At 70.7% G+C, this 16,212-nt stretch carries 19 protein-coding genes and 2 pseudogenes; 9 read left to right on the forward strand and 12 right to left on the reverse strand.

Annotation, left to right across the window (positions count from 1 at the left end; translation table 11 throughout):
- Window positions 1-227 precede the first annotated feature (227 nt).
- From ACZ4RZ_RS13130 to ACZ4RZ_RS13140, 3 genes are read right to left on the reverse strand one after another with little or no spacing between them, the layout of a single operon-like run.
- Window positions 228-1,055, reverse strand: a complete 828-nt coding sequence (locus tag ACZ4RZ_RS13130) for a sugar phosphate isomerase/epimerase family protein (protein WP_467744141.1) — start codon at window positions 1,053-1,055, stop codon at window positions 228-230.
- The gene (locus ACZ4RZ_RS13135) at window positions 1,052-2,206 is read right to left on the reverse strand and encodes a dihydrodipicolinate synthase family protein (RefSeq protein WP_467744143.1); all 1,155 of its coding nucleotides are present in this window, start codon (window positions 2,204-2,206) and stop codon (window positions 1,052-1,054) included. The genes ACZ4RZ_RS13130 and ACZ4RZ_RS13135 overlap by 4 nt, the downstream gene beginning before the upstream one ends.
- A complete protein-coding gene (locus ACZ4RZ_RS13140) occupies window positions 2,203-3,354 on the reverse strand; it encodes a Gfo/Idh/MocA family protein (RefSeq protein ID WP_467744144.1) in 1,152 nt (383 codons plus the stop codon). Before ACZ4RZ_RS13140 ends, ACZ4RZ_RS13135 begins: the two co-directional genes overlap by 4 nt.
- A gap of 413 nt (window positions 3,355-3,767) precedes the next feature.
- Between ACZ4RZ_RS13140 and ACZ4RZ_RS13145 the strand changes: the two genes are divergently transcribed.
- Complete coding sequence (locus ACZ4RZ_RS13145; protein ID WP_467744146.1) at window positions 3,768-4,817, forward strand: LacI family DNA-binding transcriptional regulator; 1,050 nt, start codon at window positions 3,768-3,770, stop codon at window positions 4,815-4,817.
- Between the two features lie 204 nt (window positions 4,818-5,021).
- Window positions 5,022-5,405: a VOC family protein gene (locus tag ACZ4RZ_RS13150; protein ID WP_467744147.1), complete on the forward strand. Its 384-nt coding sequence runs from the start codon at window positions 5,022-5,024 to the stop codon at window positions 5,403-5,405.
- A 128-nt stretch (window positions 5,406-5,533) separates the two neighbouring features.
- Here ACZ4RZ_RS13150 and ACZ4RZ_RS13155 read toward each other — a convergent pair whose 3' ends face one another.
- Window positions 5,534-5,806: a hypothetical protein gene (locus tag ACZ4RZ_RS13155; RefSeq protein WP_467744149.1), complete on the reverse strand. Its 273-nt coding sequence runs from the start codon at window positions 5,804-5,806 to the stop codon at window positions 5,534-5,536.
- A 93-nt stretch (window positions 5,807-5,899) separates the two neighbouring features.
- Between ACZ4RZ_RS13155 and ACZ4RZ_RS13160 the strand changes: the two genes are divergently transcribed.
- The 3 genes from ACZ4RZ_RS13160 (at window position 5,900) to ACZ4RZ_RS13170 (ending at window position 8,651) form a co-directional block, all read left to right on the forward strand.
- Window positions 5,900-6,832 carry a bifunctional helix-turn-helix transcriptional regulator/GNAT family N-acetyltransferase gene (locus tag ACZ4RZ_RS13160; RefSeq protein ID WP_467744151.1) on the forward strand — a complete coding sequence of 311 codons (933 nt, stop codon included), beginning with the start codon at window positions 5,900-5,902 and terminating at the stop codon, window positions 6,830-6,832.
- Window positions 6,833-6,850: 18 nt separating this feature from the next.
- Window positions 6,851-7,651 (forward strand): sugar phosphate isomerase/epimerase family protein, encoded by an 801-nt coding sequence (locus ACZ4RZ_RS13165; RefSeq protein WP_467744152.1) that lies wholly within the window; start codon window positions 6,851-6,853, stop codon window positions 7,649-7,651.
- 109 nt (window positions 7,652-7,760) lie between these two features.
- Window positions 7,761-8,651, forward strand: a complete 891-nt coding sequence (locus ACZ4RZ_RS13170; RefSeq protein WP_467744154.1) for an MHYT domain-containing protein — start codon at window positions 7,761-7,763, stop codon at window positions 8,649-8,651.
- A gap of 3 nt (window positions 8,652-8,654) precedes the next feature.
- On the opposite strand, the gene ACZ4RZ_RS13175 is transcribed toward ACZ4RZ_RS13170, so the two are convergent.
- Window positions 8,655-9,248 carry an alpha/beta hydrolase gene (locus ACZ4RZ_RS13175; RefSeq protein ID WP_467744156.1) on the reverse strand — a complete coding sequence of 198 codons (594 nt, stop codon included), beginning with the start codon at window positions 9,246-9,248 and terminating at the stop codon, window positions 8,655-8,657.
- Between the two features lie 50 nt (window positions 9,249-9,298).
- Here ACZ4RZ_RS13175 and ACZ4RZ_RS13180 point away from each other — a divergent pair, with 50 nt between their 5' ends.
- Window positions 9,299-10,234 (forward strand): LysR family transcriptional regulator, encoded by a 936-nt coding sequence (locus tag ACZ4RZ_RS13180; RefSeq protein ID WP_467744158.1) that lies wholly within the window; start codon window positions 9,299-9,301, stop codon window positions 10,232-10,234.
- On the opposite strand, the gene ACZ4RZ_RS13185 is transcribed toward ACZ4RZ_RS13180, so the two are convergent.
- A complete protein-coding gene (locus tag ACZ4RZ_RS13185; protein ID WP_467744160.1) occupies window positions 10,227-10,643 on the reverse strand; it encodes an ATP-binding protein in 417 nt (138 codons plus the stop codon). The two genes, ACZ4RZ_RS13180 and ACZ4RZ_RS13185, sit on opposite strands and share 8 nt — an antisense overlap.
- Before the next feature lie 123 nt (window positions 10,644-10,766).
- Here ACZ4RZ_RS13185 and ACZ4RZ_RS13190 point away from each other — a divergent pair, with 123 nt between their 5' ends.
- The gene (locus ACZ4RZ_RS13190; RefSeq protein ID WP_467744161.1) at window positions 10,767-11,585 is read left to right on the forward strand and encodes a helix-turn-helix domain-containing protein; all 819 of its coding nucleotides are present in this window, start codon (window positions 10,767-10,769) and stop codon (window positions 11,583-11,585) included.
- Complete coding sequence (locus ACZ4RZ_RS13195) at window positions 11,582-11,854, forward strand: DUF397 domain-containing protein (protein WP_467744163.1); 273 nt, start codon at window positions 11,582-11,584, stop codon at window positions 11,852-11,854. Before ACZ4RZ_RS13190 ends, ACZ4RZ_RS13195 begins: the two co-directional genes overlap by 4 nt.
- On the opposite strand, the gene ACZ4RZ_RS13200 is transcribed toward ACZ4RZ_RS13195, so the two are convergent.
- Complete coding sequence (locus tag ACZ4RZ_RS13200; RefSeq protein WP_467744165.1) at window positions 11,758-12,402, reverse strand: GNAT family N-acetyltransferase; 645 nt, start codon at window positions 12,400-12,402, stop codon at window positions 11,758-11,760. The two genes, ACZ4RZ_RS13195 and ACZ4RZ_RS13200, sit on opposite strands and share 97 nt — an antisense overlap.
- A gap of 80 nt (window positions 12,403-12,482) precedes the next feature.
- Window positions 12,483-13,247, reverse strand: a complete 765-nt coding sequence (locus ACZ4RZ_RS13205; RefSeq protein ID WP_467744167.1) for a dienelactone hydrolase family protein — start codon at window positions 13,245-13,247, stop codon at window positions 12,483-12,485.
- A gap of 155 nt (window positions 13,248-13,402) precedes the next feature.
- On the opposite strand from ACZ4RZ_RS13205, the gene hemC reads away from it, so the two are divergent.
- A complete protein-coding gene (gene hemC / locus ACZ4RZ_RS13210) occupies window positions 13,403-14,338 on the forward strand; it encodes a hydroxymethylbilane synthase (RefSeq protein WP_467744169.1) in 936 nt (311 codons plus the stop codon).
- Here hemC and ACZ4RZ_RS13215 read toward each other — a convergent pair whose 3' ends face one another.
- The 4 genes and pseudogenes from ACZ4RZ_RS13215 to ACZ4RZ_RS13230 all read right to left on the reverse strand — a co-directional run bounded on the left by ACZ4RZ_RS13215 (window position 14,339) and on the right by ACZ4RZ_RS13230 (window position 16,162).
- Window positions 14,339-14,851, reverse strand: a complete 513-nt coding sequence (locus ACZ4RZ_RS13215; protein ID WP_467744170.1) for an SMI1/KNR4 family protein — start codon at window positions 14,849-14,851, stop codon at window positions 14,339-14,341.
- 9 nt (window positions 14,852-14,860) lie between these two features.
- Window positions 14,861-15,124 (reverse strand): annotated as a pseudogene (locus ACZ4RZ_RS13220) (3-phosphoshikimate 1-carboxyvinyltransferase); the annotation flags it as partial.
- Between the two features lie 62 nt (window positions 15,125-15,186).
- Window positions 15,187-15,249, reverse strand: a pseudogene (locus tag ACZ4RZ_RS13225) (hypothetical protein); the annotation flags it as partial.
- A 4-nt stretch (window positions 15,250-15,253) separates the two neighbouring features.
- Window positions 15,254-16,162 carry an EamA family transporter gene (locus tag ACZ4RZ_RS13230; protein ID WP_467744172.1) on the reverse strand — a complete coding sequence of 303 codons (909 nt, stop codon included), beginning with the start codon at window positions 16,160-16,162 and terminating at the stop codon, window positions 15,254-15,256.
- Window positions 16,163-16,212 lie beyond the last annotated feature (50 nt).

Genomic DNA, 16,212 nt, shown 5'->3' on the forward strand with positions numbered 1-16,212 from the left:
ACTGCCTTACGGCGTCCAAAAACTTCGAGAGGCCCGGTCCGTCGACCGGGCCTCTCGGCTTTCCCCTCCGTATCAGAACCCCCGCGATCCCCCCAGATCCCCCTCCAGAAGTCCTGATGCCAAGTACGACCCGCGAGGTGGGGGAAGGGTTGCACGGTCTTCGGAGAATTTTTTTCCGACCTTCGGACGGCGTGCCTCCGACCCTCGGACGGCGTGCCCCGGGCCCCTCAGACGGCGTGTCCGAGGAACCGCTCCACCGTCTCCGCCAACACCTCCCGCCCGTCCCGAGCCCACAGCGCGTCGTTGAAGAGCTCGACCTCGATCGGGCCGTGGTAGCCGGCCGCCTCGACGTAGGAGCGCCACTCGCGCATGTCGATGGAGCCGTCACCGAGCTGGCCGCGGCCGTTCAGGACGCCCTCCGGCAGGGGGGTGGTCCAGTCGGCGAGCTGGAAGGTGTGGATGCGGCCGGCGGCGCCCGCGCGGGCGATCTGGGCGGGCGCCGTGTCGTCCCACCAGATGTGGTACGTGTCGACGGTGACGCCCACCTGGTCCGCGGGGAAGCGTTCCGCGAGGTCCAGGGCCTGGGACAGGGTCGATACGACGCAGCGGTCGGCGGCGTACATGGGGTGGAGGGGTTCGATGGCCAGGCGTACGCCGCGCTCGGCCGCGTAGGGGCCCAGCTCGGCCAGCGCGTCGGCGATGCGCTCGCGGGCGCCGTGCAGGTCCTTGGAGCCGGCCGGCAGTCCGCCCGAGACCAGGACCAGGGTGTCCGTGCCGAGGGTCGCCGCCTCGTCGATCGCCGACCGGTTGTCGTCCAGGGCACGGGCGCGCTCGTCCGGGTCGATCGCCGTGAAGAAGCCTCCCCGGCACAGGGTGGTAACCGCGAGGCCCGCGTCGCGGACCAGCTTGGCGGTCGCCTCGACGCCGTACGACTGGACGGGTTCGCGCCAGAGGCCGACGCCCGGTACGCCCAACTCCAGGCAGGCGTCGACCAGTTCCGGCATCGACAGCTGCTTGACCGTCATCTGGTTGATGGAGAAGCGGGCGAGGCTCATGGGGTCACTCCGTACAGGGCGAGCAGGGTCTTCATGCGCGCTTCGGCCAGCTCGGGGTGCGGGAACAGGCCCAGGCCGTCGGCCAGTTCGTAGGCGCGCGCGAGGTGCGGGAGCGAGCGGGCCGACTGCAGGCCGCCGACCATGGTGAAGTGCTCCTGGTGTCCGGCCAGCCAGGCCAGCAGGACGACGCCCGTCTTGTAGAAGCGGGTCGGCGCCTGAAAGAGGTGGCGGGACAACTCGACCGTGGGGTCGAGGAGTTCGCGGAAGCCCTTGGCGTCACCCGTGTCCAGGACCCGTACCGCCTGCGCGGCCAGCGGGCCCAGCGGGTCGAAGATGCCGAGCAGGGCGTGGCTGAAGCCCTTCTCGTCGCCCGCGATCAGCTCGGGGTAGTTGAAGTCGTCACCCGTGTAGCAGCGCACGCCGTGCGGGAGTCTGCGGCGCAGGTCGATCTCCCGCTGGGCGTCCAGGAGCGAGACCTTGATGCCGTCGACCTTGTCGGGGTGGGCGGCGATGACCTGCAAGAACACATCCGTGGCGGCGTCCAGGTCGCTCGATCCCCAGTAGCCCTCGAGCGCCGGGTCGAACATCGGGCCGAGCCAGTGCAGGATCACCGGGTCGGCGGCCTGGCGGAGCAGGTGGCCGTAGACGTCGAGGTAGTCCTCGGGGCCGGAAGCGGCCGCCGTCAGGGCCCGCGACGCCATCAGGATCGCCTGCGCGCCCGACTCCTCGACAAGGGCGAGCTGCTCCTCGTACGCGGCCCGGACCTGCGCCGGGGACGCCGGGCCCACCAGCTGGTCCGTGCCGACTCCGCACGCGATGCGGCCGCCGACCGCCCCGGCCTCGGCGGCGGACCGGCGGATCAGCTCGGCCGCGCCCGCCCAGTCCAGGCCCATCCCGCGCTGCGCGGTGTCCATGGCCTCGGCCACGCCCAGCCCGTGGGACCACAGGTGGCGGCGGAAGGCGAGCGTCGCGTCCCAGTCGACGGCGGCGGGTGAGTCGGGCGAGACGTCCGCGTACGGATCGGCGACGACGTGCGCGGCCGAGAAGACCGTACGGGAGGTGAAGGGCGCGCCGGTGGCGAGGGCGAGCGGCTCGGTGCGCGGCTCGTACGACCTCAGCCGGCCCGACGCGTCCGGGAGTTGGAGGCTCACAGGGCGATCTCCGGTACGTCGAGACGGCGGCCCTCCGCCGAGGACTTCAGGCCCAGTTCGGCGAGCTGGACGCCGCGGGCGCCGGCGAGGAGGTCCCAGTGGTAGGGCGCGTCGGCGTAGACGTGGCGCAGGAACAGCTCCCACTGGGCCTTGAAGCCGTTGTCGAACTCGGCGTTGTCGGGGACCTCCTGCCACTGGTCGCGGAAGGAGTAGGTGGCCGGGATGTCCGGGTTCCAGACCGGCTTGGGGGTGGAGCTGCGGTGCTGGACACGGCAGTTGCGCAGCCCGGCGACGGCCGAGCCCTCCGTGCCGTCCACCTGGAACTCGACCAGTTCGTCGCGGTTGACGCGCACGGCCCAGGAGGAGTTGATCTGGGCGACGGCGCCGCCCGCCAGCTCGAAGATGCCGTACGCGGCGTCGTCGGCCGTGGCGTCGTACGGCTTGTCCCGCTCGTCCCAGCGTTGCGGGATGTGGGTGGCGGTGAGCGCCTGGACGGAGGTGACGCGGCCGAACAGCTCGTGCAGGACGTACTCCCAGTGCGGGAACATGTCGACGACGATGCCGCCGCCGTCCTCGGCGCGGTAGTTCCAGGAGGGGCGTTGGGCCTGCTGCCAGTCCCCCTCGAAGACCCAGTAGCCGAACTCCCCGCGGATGGAGAGGATCCGGCCGAAGAAGCCGCCGTCGATGAGGCGCTTGAGCTTGAGCAGCCCGGGGAGGAAGAGTTTGTCCTGCACGACACCGTGCTTGATGCCGGCGGCGCGCGCGAGCCGGGCCAGCTCCAGGGCGCCGTCGAGGCCGGTCGCGGTGGGCTTCTCGGTGTAGATGTGCTTGCCGGCCGCGATCGCCTTCTTGATCGCCTCCTCGCGGGCAGAAGTCACCTGGGCGTCGAAGTAGAGGTCGATGGTCGGATCAGCAAGGACTTCGTCCACGTCCGTCGACCAGTGCTCCAGGCCGTGCTGCTCGGCGAGCGCCTTGAGGGCGTGCTCGCGGCGGCCCACGAGGACGGGTTCGGGCCACAGCACGGTGCCGTCGCCCAGGTCGAGGCCGCCCTGGTCGCGCAGGGCGAGGATCGAGCGGACGAGGTGCTGGCGGTAGCCCATGCGTCCCGTCACGCCGTTCATGGCGATACGCACCGTCTTGCGTGTCACGTCATTCCCTTCGTACGCGGGTTCCGCGCCGCGTACGCCCCAGGGTGAGCGTGAGTCCCACGGTGAGTGTGAGGCTCCACTGGTGAGCGTGACAGCAAGCGCTTTCTATCCAGGAAGAAGCTAGCCTCTGTCCAGCCGGATGGACAAGACCATGTGGGTGACGAGATGTTCGATCCTCCGGACGGCTGGACGCGGGGGGCGTGCGCACGGTCGGATGTACCCGCATATGACGGCCGTGTTCGAGGACGTAGGCGGGTCGGCCTTCAGGACGGACGTATGACGGCCGTCCCTGAGGACGGACGTAGGACAGCCGGCCTTGAGGACGGACGTAGGACAGCCGTCCCTGAGGACGGACGTAGGACAGCCGTCCCTGAGGACGGCGACAACGAGATGCGTGACCGGAGGACGACGAGATGACCGTGACCCTGGCGGACGTGGCGGCGCGTGCGCAGGTCTCGCCCGCGACCGTGTCCCGGGTGCTGAACGGGAACTATCCCGTCGCGGCGTCCACGCGTGAGCGGGTACTGCGTGCGGTGGACGAGCTGGACTATGTACTGAACGGGCCCGCGAGTTCGCTGGCCGCGGCGACGTCCGACCTCGTCGGGATCCTCGTCAACGACATCGCCGACCCCTTCTTCGGGATCATGGCGGCCGCGATCCAGTCGGAGATCGGCGGTCCCGGGGGGCGCGCGGGCGGGGAACGGCTCGGGGTCGTGTGCAACACCGGCGGCTCCCCGGAGCGCGAACTCACCTATCTCACGCTCCTTCAGCGCCAGCGCGCCGCCGCGGTCGTCCTCACCGGCGGCGCCGTCGAGGACACCTCGCACGCCTCCGCCGTCGCCGCGAAGCTGCGCAAGCTGGCCGAGGCGGGCACCCGGGTCGTCCTGTGCGGACGGCCGCCCGCGCCCGAGGCCGCCGAGGCGATCGCGCTCACCTTCGACAACCGCGGGGGCGGCCGGCAGCTCACCGAGCACCTGATCGGGCTCGGACACCGGCGGCTCGGCTACATCGCCGGACCCGAGGAGCGGACGACGACCCGGCACCGGCTGGAGGGTCACCGGGCCGCGCTGGCCGCGCACGGCATCGAGGACGATCCGCGGCGTACGGTGCACGGGCGCTACGACCGCCGTTCCGGCTACGAGGCAACCCTCGAACTCCTCCGACGCGACCCGTCGTTGACGGCCGTCGTCGCCGCGAACGACACGGTGGCGCTCGGCGCCTGCGCCGCGCTCCGCGACTCCGGCCTGCGCATCCCGGACGACGTCTCCGTCGCGGGCTTCGACGACCTGCCCTTCAGCATCGACGCGGTGCCCGCCCTCACCACCGTGCGGCTTCCGCTCTCCGAGGCGGGCGCCCGCGCCGGGCGGATCGCCATGGGGCGCGAGGAGCCGCCGCCGGGCGGGATCGCCATGGTGCGGGGGGAGTTGATGGTGCGGGGGTCCTCCGGAGGGCCGCGGCCGTAACGGGACCGTCGCTCGGTCCGGCACCCGGCGTTCGTGTGGGCCTCGCCGGGGGCCGCCGCCCCCAGACCCCCGCTGTCGCGCCAGCCCGTCCGGCGTTTGAGGACGAGCGCGAACCGTCTTCCGTACCTCCGACCCGCGTAGCGCGTCGCCCTCAAGCACGCGGCCGACGATCGACTCTCGGGTTGTCTGCGTACACTCACGGGCATGGCATGCCGCATCAGTGAGCTGGTCATCGACTGCGCCGACCCCGAGCGGCTCGCCGCATTCTGGAGCGAGGTCCTCGGCTACGTCGAACTCGGCCGGGAGGACGACGGAAGCATCCAGATCGGGCTGCCCGACGCCGGCTTCGGCGGCCCGCAGCCCACCCTCGTCCTCAGCCCCAGCAGCGACCCGCGGACCGGGAAGCTCCCACTGCACATCGACGTCAATGCCACCGACCGCGACCAGGACGCCGAGCTGGAACGGCTGCTCGCCCTCGGCGCCAGGCCCGCCGACGTCGGCCAGACCGGCACCGAGAGCTGGCACGTCCTGGCCGACCCGGAAGGCAACGAATTCTGCCTCCTGCACACCCGGCTCCAGCCCCTCTGACCACGTGCGTCCTGGCGCCAAGCCGCTCGGCCGTCCGGGTGAGGCCGGATCTTCCCCGGCAACCGTGCGCTGCGTACGCTCGAGCTGGTCTCCACGACCACTGCTGCCACGGGTGCGCAGGTGTGCGTCTACCGGTCGGCCGCAGAGGAGTAGTCCGTGCCCCGGAGGGCCCTCGTCGTCCTGCCCGTCCGTTCGCGCAGGAGCACCCGCAGGGTGTTCGGGTGCTCGTAGCCGACTTTGCGGGCAATGGTTTCCAGGGACAGCTCGGTCGTGCGCAGCAGGTGGGACGCCTGTTCGCCCCTGGGCAGCGCGGTGGCGACCGCGCTGCCCAGGGGCCGGGCCCACACCACGACGCAGCTCAATCTGCAGTTGGTGCGCACCTGAGGCTTCCGCAAATCCATGGACGTACGGGTCGCCCCCCGCCTACCCTCGAACCAACGGTATCTCTGACTGAGTCAACCATCGGACTAGGCGAAGACCATCTGGGGCCGACCATGACCGTCCAGGACATCCGCTCCTTCAACCGCTTCTACACGAACGTCATCGGCGCGCTCGACTACGGCCGTCACCTCTACGCCCCATACACGCTCACGGAGTCCCGCGTCCTCTACGAGCTCGCGCACTCCCCGCGTACGGACGCGGTCGACCTGCGCACCGAGCTCTCGCTGGATTCGGGGTACTTGAGCCGCATCCTCAACAAGTTCGAGCAGGACGGGCTGGTCGAGCGCGCCCCGTCCGAGAAGGACCCGCGCCGCCGCCGCATCACCCTCACCGCACGCGGCCGGGACGCCGCCGACCTGCTCGACGAGCGCGCCAGGGAAACCGTCGGTTCGCTGCTCGCCTCCGTGGCCCCCGCCGACCGGGAGCGGCTCGCCGAGGCGATGCGCACGGTGCGGACGATCCTGGGCGACGGCCGGGGCCCCCGCCCGCAGGACGTCGTGCTGCGCGAGCCCGGCCCCGGTGACCTCGGCTGGATCGTGCAGCGCAACGCCGCGCTGTACGCGGCCGAGTACGGGTGGAACACCGACTACGAGGGCCTGGTCGCGAGGATCGTCGCCGACTTCGCCGAGGATCACGATCCGCACCTGGAGCGGGTATGGATCGCCGAGTTGGACGGGCGGCCGGTGGGGTGCGTGATGTGCGTACGGGACGACGCGCCCGGCACCGCCCGGCTCCGCCTGCTCCTCGTCGAGCCGGACACGCGCGGGCTCGGCATCGGCGACCGGCTCGTCGAGGCCGTCGTCGACTTCGCGCGCGGAGTCGGCTACCGCGACCTCGTCCTGTGGACCAACGACGTCCTCTCCGCCGCCCGCCGCATCTACCAGCGCCACGGCTTCGTCCTCGTCTCCGAGAAGCCGCACCGCTCCTTCGGCGCGGATCTCGTGGGCCAGGACTGGCGGCTGGATCTGCACGGCACGCGTGAGTGACGAGTAAAGTCCCAGATCATGAAGCTGGCGTTCTCCACCCTCGGTGTGCCCGCACTCCCCGTCCCCGACGTCGTACGACTCGCCGTCGCGCACGGCTATCACGGCGTGGAGCTGCGGGCGCATCCGGAGGAACCGGTGCACCCTGGCATCGGTGCGGCCGAACGGGCCGCGGTGGCGGCGGAGTTCAAGGCGGGCGGGATCGAGCTGCTGGGGCTCGCGGGGTACGCGCGCGTCGCGGCGCCGGGCGACGACGAGCCGGTGGTCGACGAGATCCGTCGGCTCCTCGACCTCGCACGCGACCTGGACGTCCCGTTCGTACGGGTCTTCCCCGGCGCCGACACGGAGCAGAGCCCCGAAGAGGCTGACGCGACGGCCGCCCGCCGCCTCGGCACGGCCGCCGAGTACGCCGCCGACCTGGGCGTACGGATCCTGCTGGAGACCCATGACTCGCACCGCACCGGCGCGGACGCGATCAGGATCCTGGGCCTGGTGGGCCACCATCACGTGGGCTCGCTCTGGGATGTGATGCACACCTGGCTGGGCGGCGAACAGCCGTCGTCGACGTATGCCGCGCTGTCCCCGTACCTCGGATACGTCCAGGTCAAGGACATCACGTCCGCCGAGGACACCACACCGCTGCCGCTGGGCACCGGCGTCCTGCCGCTCGCCGAGTGCGTCGAGGTCCTCTCCCGCCACGGCTGGGACGGCTGGCTGTGCTGGGAGTACGAGAAGCGGTGGTACGAGGCGGCCGCGCCGCTTCCGGGGCTGCTGAGCGCGGGGCGCGAGCACCTCTGCCGTCTGCTGAACGACGCCGCCTGACCAAAAGCATCACAGAGTTAACTCGAATACCAACGGTAAGGGACCGCTCACGCAACCTTGGCACGAAACCTTCTCCCTCAACTAGCCGTGACTCGGGGGGAGTTGGCATATGCAGGGCACAGTGGACGGATTCAGGTACGGCGCGGTTACTCCGGTCGCGGCCTATCTCGTCGCATGCCTGGGAAGCGCTCTGGGGCTGCGCTGTGTCGTCCGGTCCGTATACAACGAGCAGTCGTGGAGATCCGGCTGGCTCGCACTCGGGGCGACATCGATCGGCTGCGGCATCTGGACGATGCACTTCATCGCCATGATCGGCTTCCGGGTCGAGGAGAGCCGCATCCAGTACGACGTCGGTATGACGGTGCTGAGCCTCGCCGTGGCGATCGCCGTCGTCGGCATCGGCGTCTTCGCCGTGGGATTTCGCGGCGCCGACAGCGCCACCTTGGCCACCGCGGGCATCGTCACCGGTCTCGGCGTGGCGGCCATGCACTACATGGGTATGGCGGCGCTCCAGCTGAACGGCTACATCCAGTACGACATGGCCACGGTCGCGCTCTCCGTGGTGATCGCGATCGTCGCCGCGACCGCCGCACTGTGGGCGGCCGTCTCGATCCGGGGTTTCCTCGCGGCCCTGGGAGCCAGTCTGGTCATGGGCGTCGCCGTGTCCGGCATGCACTACACCGGCATGGCCGCCGTCGGAGTCCACCTCCACAACATGACGGGCGGGTCCTACGCCGGCGACTCGCCCACCACGCTCCTGTTCCCCATGCTCATCGGCCCGATCGTCTTCCTGGTCCTGGCCGGAGTGGTGGTGATGTTCGACCCCCTCCTGGTCCTGGGCGACGGGGAGTGGAGTCGCCCCACCCCGCGACAGCGCGCCGAGGCCGGCGGGGCCGAGCCCCCCGTAGCGCACTCCGAATCACTCTTCGAGCCCCCGGTCAACCGTGTCCGGCGCCTCCCGGGCCGGCGCGAGGCCGGCCCGCGCATCGAGGAGTGGTGAGCCCTACGAGCCCTGTGCCGGGCGAGCTGTGAGCCGCGCCGTCCCGTCCAGGCACCAGTCCAGTACGGCGGGCCAGGAGCCGTAACCGGCGTCCAGATCCAGGTGGGCGGCCCCGGGGATGATCTCGGTCGGCACGCCCAGGGGGTCGCCGTAGACGGTGCGGGCGCCCTCGGGGCAGTACGGGTCGTCGTCGCCCGCGACGAGACGGGTGGGCCCGGGCAGCGTCACATCGTCGAACGGCGGCGGGGCGAACTCCGCGATCTCCGGGTGCCGTACGAGGACGGACGCGGACGGCGGGGCCACCAGGAGCACCCGGTCGACGTCGAGGCCCGGCAGACCGCGCGCGGCGGCGTGCAGCCACAGCACGGCGGACGCGCTGTGGGCGAGTACGACGCGCTCGGCGCCGGTCGGCCGGTCGAGATGACGGGCCAGTTCACCCAGCCACACCTCCAGGTCCGGGTCGTCGGGGTCGGGCAGCTGCGGGTACGTGACCTGATGGCCCAGCTCCGTCAGCCGGTCGGCGAGCCAGTGCTGCCAGTGGTCCTTCGGACGGTGGTTCTGCCAGCCGTGGAGGATCAGGAAGTGCTTGGTGGTCATGAGGCGATGGTTTCCGACCACCGGTACACCGGTCCAGTTAATCTTTCCGCGTGGAACAGATAAGTGAGACCTTCACTGTCGATCTGCGCCGCCTGACCGTCCTGCGCGAACTCCGGCGTCGCGGCAGCCTGGCGAGAACGGCCGAGGCCCTGCATCTGACCCCCTCGGCGGTCTCCCAGCAGATCGCCGCGCTGGCCCGCGAGGCCGGCGTACCGCTGACGGAGCGCGACGGCAGAGGCATACGGCTGACCGGGCAGGCGCGCGTCCTGCTGGCCCACGCCGATCTGATCGCCGCCCAACTGGAGCGGGCGCGGGCCGACTTGGCGGCGTACGGGGAGGGCGGGCGCGGGTCGGTCACCATCGGCTGCTTCTCCAGCGGGATCCTCGGCCTGCTCCCCGGCGCGCTGAGCGCTCTGGCGGTGCGACTGCCCCACGTCCGCGTCGACGTCGTGGAGGCCGAGCCGCCGGACCTGTTCACCGCGCTCGACGCGGGCCAGCTCGACGTCGCCGTGGCCGTCGACTTCACCGCCGCGCCGCCGCACACCGACCGGCGCTACACCCGCACCGACCTGTTCACCGACGTCCTGGACCTCGCCGTCCCGGCCGGTCACCGCCTCGCGGGCCGCGACCGGGTGGCCCTGCGAGACCTCGCCACCGACGCGTGGATCGTCGGCGACGCGCGCAGTTGCTGCGGCGCGGTCGCCCGTTCCGTCTGCGCGGCCGCCGGGTTCACACCGGACATCCGGCACGCCGTCAACGACTGGGGTGCGCTCGCCGCGCTCGTCGAAGCGGGCCAGGGTGTCGCGCTGATCCCCCGCCTGGTCCAGCCGCTGTACGCCCATCGCCGCCTCGCCCTGCTGTCCACCGCCGGTCCGGCGCCGTCCCGGAACGTCTTCGTGGCCGTACGCACCGGGTCGGAGCGTGACCCGGTGCTGGCCGCCGTACGGGATCAACTGCGCGCCGCGGCCGCCGACTTGATCAGCTGAGCACCCGGGCCCACAGTGTCTTGCCGAACTCACGGTCCCGGACTTCCCACGCATCCGAGAGGGCCTCCACCAGAAGCAGGCCCCGGCCCGAAGTGGCGTCCGGGTCGAAGGACTTCACGACCGGGTGGTGCGGCGACGCGTCGGAGACCTCGATCTCGACCGCCTTCTCACCGTCGCGGCTGAGGGCCACCTCGAAGCAGCGGCTGGGCACATGGGCGTGCCGAATCGCGTTCGCGGCCAGCTCCGACACGATCAGCGCGATGGTCTCGGCCACGTCGTCCGGGACCGCCCAGGAGTCGAGCACGAGCCGCGCGCCGCGCTGGGCCTCGGAGGCGTTTTCGGCCAACGGCATGAACATCCGCCGCCAGGAGCGGGCTTGAGGGTTTACGCCGTCACTTTCTGTGTTCATACGGAAACTGTCGGCGCTGGTCGCTACCTTCACCAGTGACCGAGCGTCGACGACTGCGTGCGGCAACTGGGTTTGCGCGCGGGTTGATTGGCGTTGAGCCGTGTTGAGGGGGTGGTGGCCGCGATGGGGCAGACCAAGAAGAACTCGTCCTCGCCCGCGGCGCAGTACTTCGCGGAGGTACTGCGCATGCTGCGTACGCAGGCGGGGCTTTCGCAGAACGAGTTGGGCGAGCGCATGGCCTACTCGGGAGCGGCCGTCAGCGCCGTGGAGACGTGCGCCAAGCCTGCGACGGACGAGTTCATCGAGGCGGCGGAGAAGGCGCTGGAGGCCGGGGGGCTTGTTTCGGCGGCGTCCAAGTATCTGCGGTTGGAGCGGTATCCGGCGCACTTTCAGGGGTTTGTGCAGCTGGAGCAGGAGGCGCTGAGCGTCTCCTCTTACTGCGTCATGCTGATCGACGGACTGTTGCAGACGAGGGAGTACGCCCTTCGGCTGTTCGACCACGCTTGCCCGCCCCTGGATCCAGAGGAGGTCGAGAGTCTCGTGACGGCCCGGATGGAGCGCAAGTCGCTCTTCGACCGGAAGCCGGTCTGCGTGATCAACGTCATCCTGGAGGAGTCGGCTCTGCGGCGACTCATCGGCGGACCGGATGTCACGCGCGCCCAGTACGAGTACCTCATCTCCTGCACCGCACGCCCGAACGTCACGCTGCAGGTGATGCCCGCGGCACGCGCAGGGCACGCTTGCCTCTCCGGCCCGATGAAGGTGATCGAAACCCCGGAGCAAGTAACCCTCGTCTACCTTGAGGGGCAGGGCAACAGCGTCCTGGTCTCCAAAGCTGACGAAGTCGGAGTGCTTGCTCGGCGGTATGCGATGATCCGCTCACAGGCCCTCGGGCCGGATGAATCCGTAAGCTTCATCGAGCAGTTGGCGGGTGAGCTATGAACGACCTTGCGTGGTTCAAGAGCAGCTACAGCGACAACACCGGGGGCGACTGCGTCGAGGCCGCCTTCACCTGGCGCAAGAGCAGCTACAGCGACTCCGGTGGCGGTGATTGCGTCGAGGTAGCCACCACCACCGCCATCCACATCCGTGACTCCAAGGCCCCGGACCGCCCCTATCTCACCGTCTCCCCCGCCACCTGGACCGCCTTCCTCACCCTCGCGGACAGCCGGTCCCGGCACTCCGGCCACTCCGCCGCCGTAATCGAATAGATCGCGGAGTCACGGAGACGGCCGTCCTCGCCCGGGGCCCAGGAGCGGGACCAGTTGCGCAGGACGCCCTCGAAGCGGGCGCCCGTGCGCTCGATCGCCGCGCGGGAACGGCTGTTGCGCGCGTCGGTCTTGAGGTCGACGCGGGCCACGCCCCACTGCTCGAAGGCGTGGCCGAAGAGCAGCAGCTTGGACTCGGCGTTCACGCCGGTGCCCTGGGCCGAGCGGGCGAGCCAGGTGAAGCCGACCTCGATGGCGTCGAGGCGGTCGTCGGTTCGCCAGGAGCGGGGCTCCCAGTACGACGTGGCGCCGACGGCGCGTCCCGTGGACGTCAACACCTGTGCGTAAGGCGCGAGTTGGCCGGTCGCGGCGCGGCCGAGCTGCGCGTCGATGTACTGCCCGACCTCGGCGGCCCGGGGCACCCAGGTGAACTCGTACGAGCCCCGGTCCTGCTCCGCCGCGACGGCCAGGTCGGCGGCATGACGATGGTCCAGCGGCTCCAGACGTACGAGCGCGCCTTCCAGGACCGGTCCCTCCAGCTTGAAAGTCACCGGCCGAAGTGTTCCGTACGGGACCGGGGCCGTCGAACGAAATTCGCGGGGCCGGAACCTGGGCGGCCGGCAGGATGGCCCTACTGGCCGAGCTCGGCAGCGAACAAGGTACGCACACGCTCCCAGGAGTCCTCGGCGGCAGCCTCGTCGTAGACCCCGCGCCCGGGGAAGAAGAACGCGTGCTGGGCCCCTGGATACACGACTGTCTCGTGGCGAGCCCCCGCCTTCGTCAGCGCCTGATCGATCCGGCTGCGCTGGTCCGCATCGATGACGTGGTCGAGTTCCGCGAAGAACAACAGCATGCGCACATCGCGGTCGGCGATGCCGTCGGTTGCCTCCAGCAGCGGATCCGGACGGCTCAGGGCGGTCCCGGCGACGGGCAGCCAGCCAGGGTAGAAGATCGCCGCTGCCGCGAGGTCCAGCCGGCTCGCGGCGAAGTAGGCGATGTGGCCGCCGAGGCTGAAGCCGAGCACACCCGTCTTGCCGGAGGCGGCCGCGTGGTCCCGGACGTAGGCAGTGCAGGCGCGCAGATCCGTCTCGACGCCCTCACGGGTCAGCTGACCGAGCAGTTCGAAGCCGCGCTTCCGGTTCGCGTCGCTCTCCTCCAGACCGACGGCCGTCTCCGGGCCGGAGCGGTGATAGAGGTTCGGGGCGATCGCGACATAGCCGAGTGCCGCGACGCGCCTCACGACGTCCCGCACCTCCTCGGTCACACCCCACAGTTCGGAGCAGACGAGCACGGCCGGGCGGCTGCCGGCCTCGCTCGGACGGGCCAGATAGGCAGTCATCGGCATCGCGCCGCCCACTTCGACGTCCACATCCTGCGCGACGACTTCATGTGCCATGGGAGCCCCCAAACGAGTCAAACGTGTCCGTACCCCGACTCTTTCACAGTCAGCGCGCACATCTGTCCGAACATTCCAACTCCCGTTCCCCACCGCCGAGATGGGCATCAGGGTTGACGGTCGGCGCACCCTTCCGACGGACTATCGTGGGCGGCATGTCCGCCCTGGAACTCATTCGCATCGTCTCGCGCGACTCGCCCATGGCACTGGCCCAGGTGGACCGTGTCCGCGCCGAGCTGGCCGTGCTCCACCCGCGCATGCGCACCGAGGTCGTCCCCGTGAAGACGACCGGCGACAAATGGATGGGCGATCTGGCCAAGGTCGAGGGCAAGGGAGCGTTCACCAAGGAGGTCGACGCCGCGCTGCTGGCGGGCGAAGCGGATCTCGCGGTGCACTGCGTGAAGGACATCCCCGCCGACCGGCCGCTTCCGGCCGGGACGATGTTCGCCGCGTTTCTCGCCCGCGATGACATCCGTGACGCCTTGGTTCACCCCGGCGGGCTGCCCCTGGACGAGCTGCCGCCGGGTACCCGGGTCGGCACCTCCTCGGTACGCCGTGTCGCGCAGCTCGCCGCTTCCCATCCGCACCTGGAATGCGTGCCGTTCCGGGGGAACGCCAACCGGCGCCTGGAGAAGTTGGCGGCCGGTGAGGCGGACGCTCTCCTCCTCGCGGTGTCCGGCCTCGCACGCATCGGCCGGCCGGACGTGATCACCGAAGTCCTGTCGACCGAGACGATGATGCCGCCGATCGGCGCGGGCATTCTGGCCCTCCAGTGCCGCGAAGGCGATACGGCTCTGATCGACACGGTCAGCGACCTCGGCGATCCGGACACGCACCGTGAGGCCACCGCGGAGCGCATGTTCCTCCACGTCCTCCAGGGCCACTGCAACTCACCGATCGCCGGCTACGCGAAGGCCGAGCGTGGAGGCGAACTGTCCCTGCGTGCCTGCGTGTTTACTCCGGACGGCAAGACCGTACTCAACGCGCACGAGTGGGCGGGCCGCCTCGACGCCGCGACCCTCGGCACCTCCGTCGCCGTCGCCCTGCTCCGCCAGGGCGCTCGCGAACTCATCGACGACATCCCCCACTGATCAGCGGCACCACCCGACGACGAGTTCCTCGAAACCGGGGAACTCGCGCCGCGCCGCGGCGAGCACGTCCTCGGTGGACTGCCTCCGTCCCGGCGCGTGCCGCTCGGCGATGGCCACCAATTCCGGGTCGGGCGCCGCGCCGTGCCCCGGATCTTCGACCGCCTCCAAGGGCCCGACCCCACCGGCGAGCAGCCACAGATAGCCCGCCAGATCGCTCGCCACCGCTCCGAGTGCGCCCTCCGAGCCGAAGAACACGACCGGCTGGTCGACGAGGTTGCACTCCGGCCGGACCAGCCAGAACGCCGCGTACCCGCCCGTTCCGTCCTGTCCGAACACCCGGAACGCATCCCCGTCGAGCTCCGCGTTCCCGGTCCAGGCGCGCAGCCAGTCGGTGGTCTCCTCAGCGGTCAGGAAATCCTCGAACGGCTCGTAGTCGATGCCGTTGCCGTCGTCGTAGTCGAAGAAGACCTTGCTCAGGTCCGTGAGGGCGGCGGGGAACTGGCGGAGAGTCATCCGCCGAGCCTACGACGCCCCGACGGACGCGGCCCACGCCCCGAACGCCTCGTGGAAGTCCGGAAACGTCTTCCGTACGCACCCCGGATCGTCGAACCCGATCCCCGGTGCGCGCAACGACGTCACCGCGAAGGACATGACGATGCGGTGGTCGCCGTACGTCTTGATCTCGGCCGGGGACGGTGTGCCCGGGTGGATCTCGATCCAGTCGGGGCCGGTCTCCACGCGTACGCCCAGCCGCCGGAGGTTGTCCGCACAGGCCTCCAGGCGGTCGCCGCGAAGCCCTCCGTGTCGTCCGAGCGGAGCGGGCGCAGCAGGGTGGTGACCCCGTCGGCCGCCGCCAGGAAGAGGGCGCGAGCGGTGATGGACTTGGAACCGGGGATGTCGACTGCGGCCATGCCCTCATGCTGGCTCCCTGACCTGCTCCCTCGCCGGAACGTCCGCCAAGTGGACCTTCCTGGGCGCCGCCCATGAGGTCAGCGCCACCCCGCCCACCAGCAGCGCCGCCGCCGCCCAGCGCAGCGGGCTGATCGGCTCGCCCAGGAAGACCGCGGCGGACGACATGCCGAAGACCGGGACGAGGAGCGAGAAGGGGGCCACCGTGGACGCGGGATGGCGGTGCAGCAGCCATCCCCACGCGCCGAAGCCGAAGACCGTGGTGACCCAGGCGACGTAGACCACGACGCCCGCGCCCTGCCAGTCCAGGGCGCGCAGCGCCGCCAGGTCCCGGGACGGGCCCTCCGTCAGCAGCGACAGGGCGAGCAGGGGCAGTACGGGGATCGTGCTCACCCACACCATGAAGTTCAGCGAGTCGGGCGGGGACGCCTTGCGGGTCAGGACGTTGGACAGGCCCCAGCAGGCCGCGGCGGCGATGACCAGGGCGAAGGCGCCGAGCGGACCGGCGGTGCCCTCGTCCACGGCGGCCAGGCCCACCCCGCACAGGGCCACCGCCATGCCCGACAGCCGTACCCGGGTGGGGCGTTCGCCGAGGACCGCGAAGGCGATCAGTGCCGTGAAGACCGCCTGGATCTGGAGCACGAGGGAGGACAGGCCGGCCGGCATGCCCGCGTCCATGCCGATGAACAGCAGGCCGAACTTCGCGACGCCCAGGACCAGGCCCACCGCCACGATCCACTTCCACGCCACCTTCGGGCGCCCCACGAAGAAGACCGCGGGCACGGCGGCCACCAGGAAGCGCAGGGCCGAGAAGAGGAGCGGCGGGAAGTGGTCGAGGCCGACCTCGATGACGGTGAAGTTCACGCCCCAGACGGCGGCGACGAGGACGGCGAGGCAGATGTGGGTGGGTCGCATGGGTCGAGGATCACCCCGCAGAACCCTTAAGCACCAGCGATGTTTGCTGC

It is taken from the genome of Streptomyces sp. NPDC027189 (genome assembly GCF_055566975.1).

Coding starts and splice junctions, on each gene's coding strand:
- hemC (WP_467744169.1), top strand. CDS start 13,403: ATGTCCGCCCTGGAACTCATTCGCATCGTCTCGCGCGACTCGCCCATG.
- ACZ4RZ_RS13145 (WP_467744146.1), top strand. CDS start 3,768: ATGACCGTGACCCTGGCGGACGTGGCGGCGCGTGCGCAGGTCTCGCCC.
- ACZ4RZ_RS13155 (WP_467744149.1), bottom strand. CDS start 5,806: ATGGATTTGCGGAAGCCTCAGGTGCGCACCAACTGCAGATTGAGCTGC.
- ACZ4RZ_RS13185 (WP_467744160.1), bottom strand. CDS start 10,643: ATGAACACAGAAAGTGACGGCGTAAACCCTCAAGCCCGCTCCTGGCGG.
- ACZ4RZ_RS13160 (WP_467744151.1), top strand. CDS start 5,900: ATGACCGTCCAGGACATCCGCTCCTTCAACCGCTTCTACACGAACGTC.
- ACZ4RZ_RS13165 (WP_467744152.1), top strand. CDS start 6,851: ATGAAGCTGGCGTTCTCCACCCTCGGTGTGCCCGCACTCCCCGTCCCC.
- ACZ4RZ_RS13195 (WP_467744163.1), top strand. CDS start 11,582: ATGAACGACCTTGCGTGGTTCAAGAGCAGCTACAGCGACAACACCGGG.
- ACZ4RZ_RS13190 (WP_467744161.1), top strand. CDS start 10,767: ATGGGGCAGACCAAGAAGAACTCGTCCTCGCCCGCGGCGCAGTACTTC.
- ACZ4RZ_RS13205 (WP_467744167.1), bottom strand. CDS start 13,247: ATGGCACATGAAGTCGTCGCGCAGGATGTGGACGTCGAAGTGGGCGGC.
- ACZ4RZ_RS13170 (WP_467744154.1), top strand. CDS start 7,761: ATGCAGGGCACAGTGGACGGATTCAGGTACGGCGCGGTTACTCCGGTC.
- ACZ4RZ_RS13130 (WP_467744141.1), bottom strand. CDS start 1,055: ATGAGCCTCGCCCGCTTCTCCATCAACCAGATGACGGTCAAGCAGCTG.
- ACZ4RZ_RS13230 (WP_467744172.1), bottom strand. CDS start 16,162: ATGCGACCCACCCACATCTGCCTCGCCGTCCTCGTCGCCGCCGTCTGG.
- ACZ4RZ_RS13150 (WP_467744147.1), top strand. CDS start 5,022: ATGGCATGCCGCATCAGTGAGCTGGTCATCGACTGCGCCGACCCCGAG.
- ACZ4RZ_RS13175 (WP_467744156.1), bottom strand. CDS start 9,248: ATGACCACCAAGCACTTCCTGATCCTCCACGGCTGGCAGAACCACCGT.
- ACZ4RZ_RS13215 (WP_467744170.1), bottom strand. CDS start 14,851: ATGACTCTCCGCCAGTTCCCCGCCGCCCTCACGGACCTGAGCAAGGTC.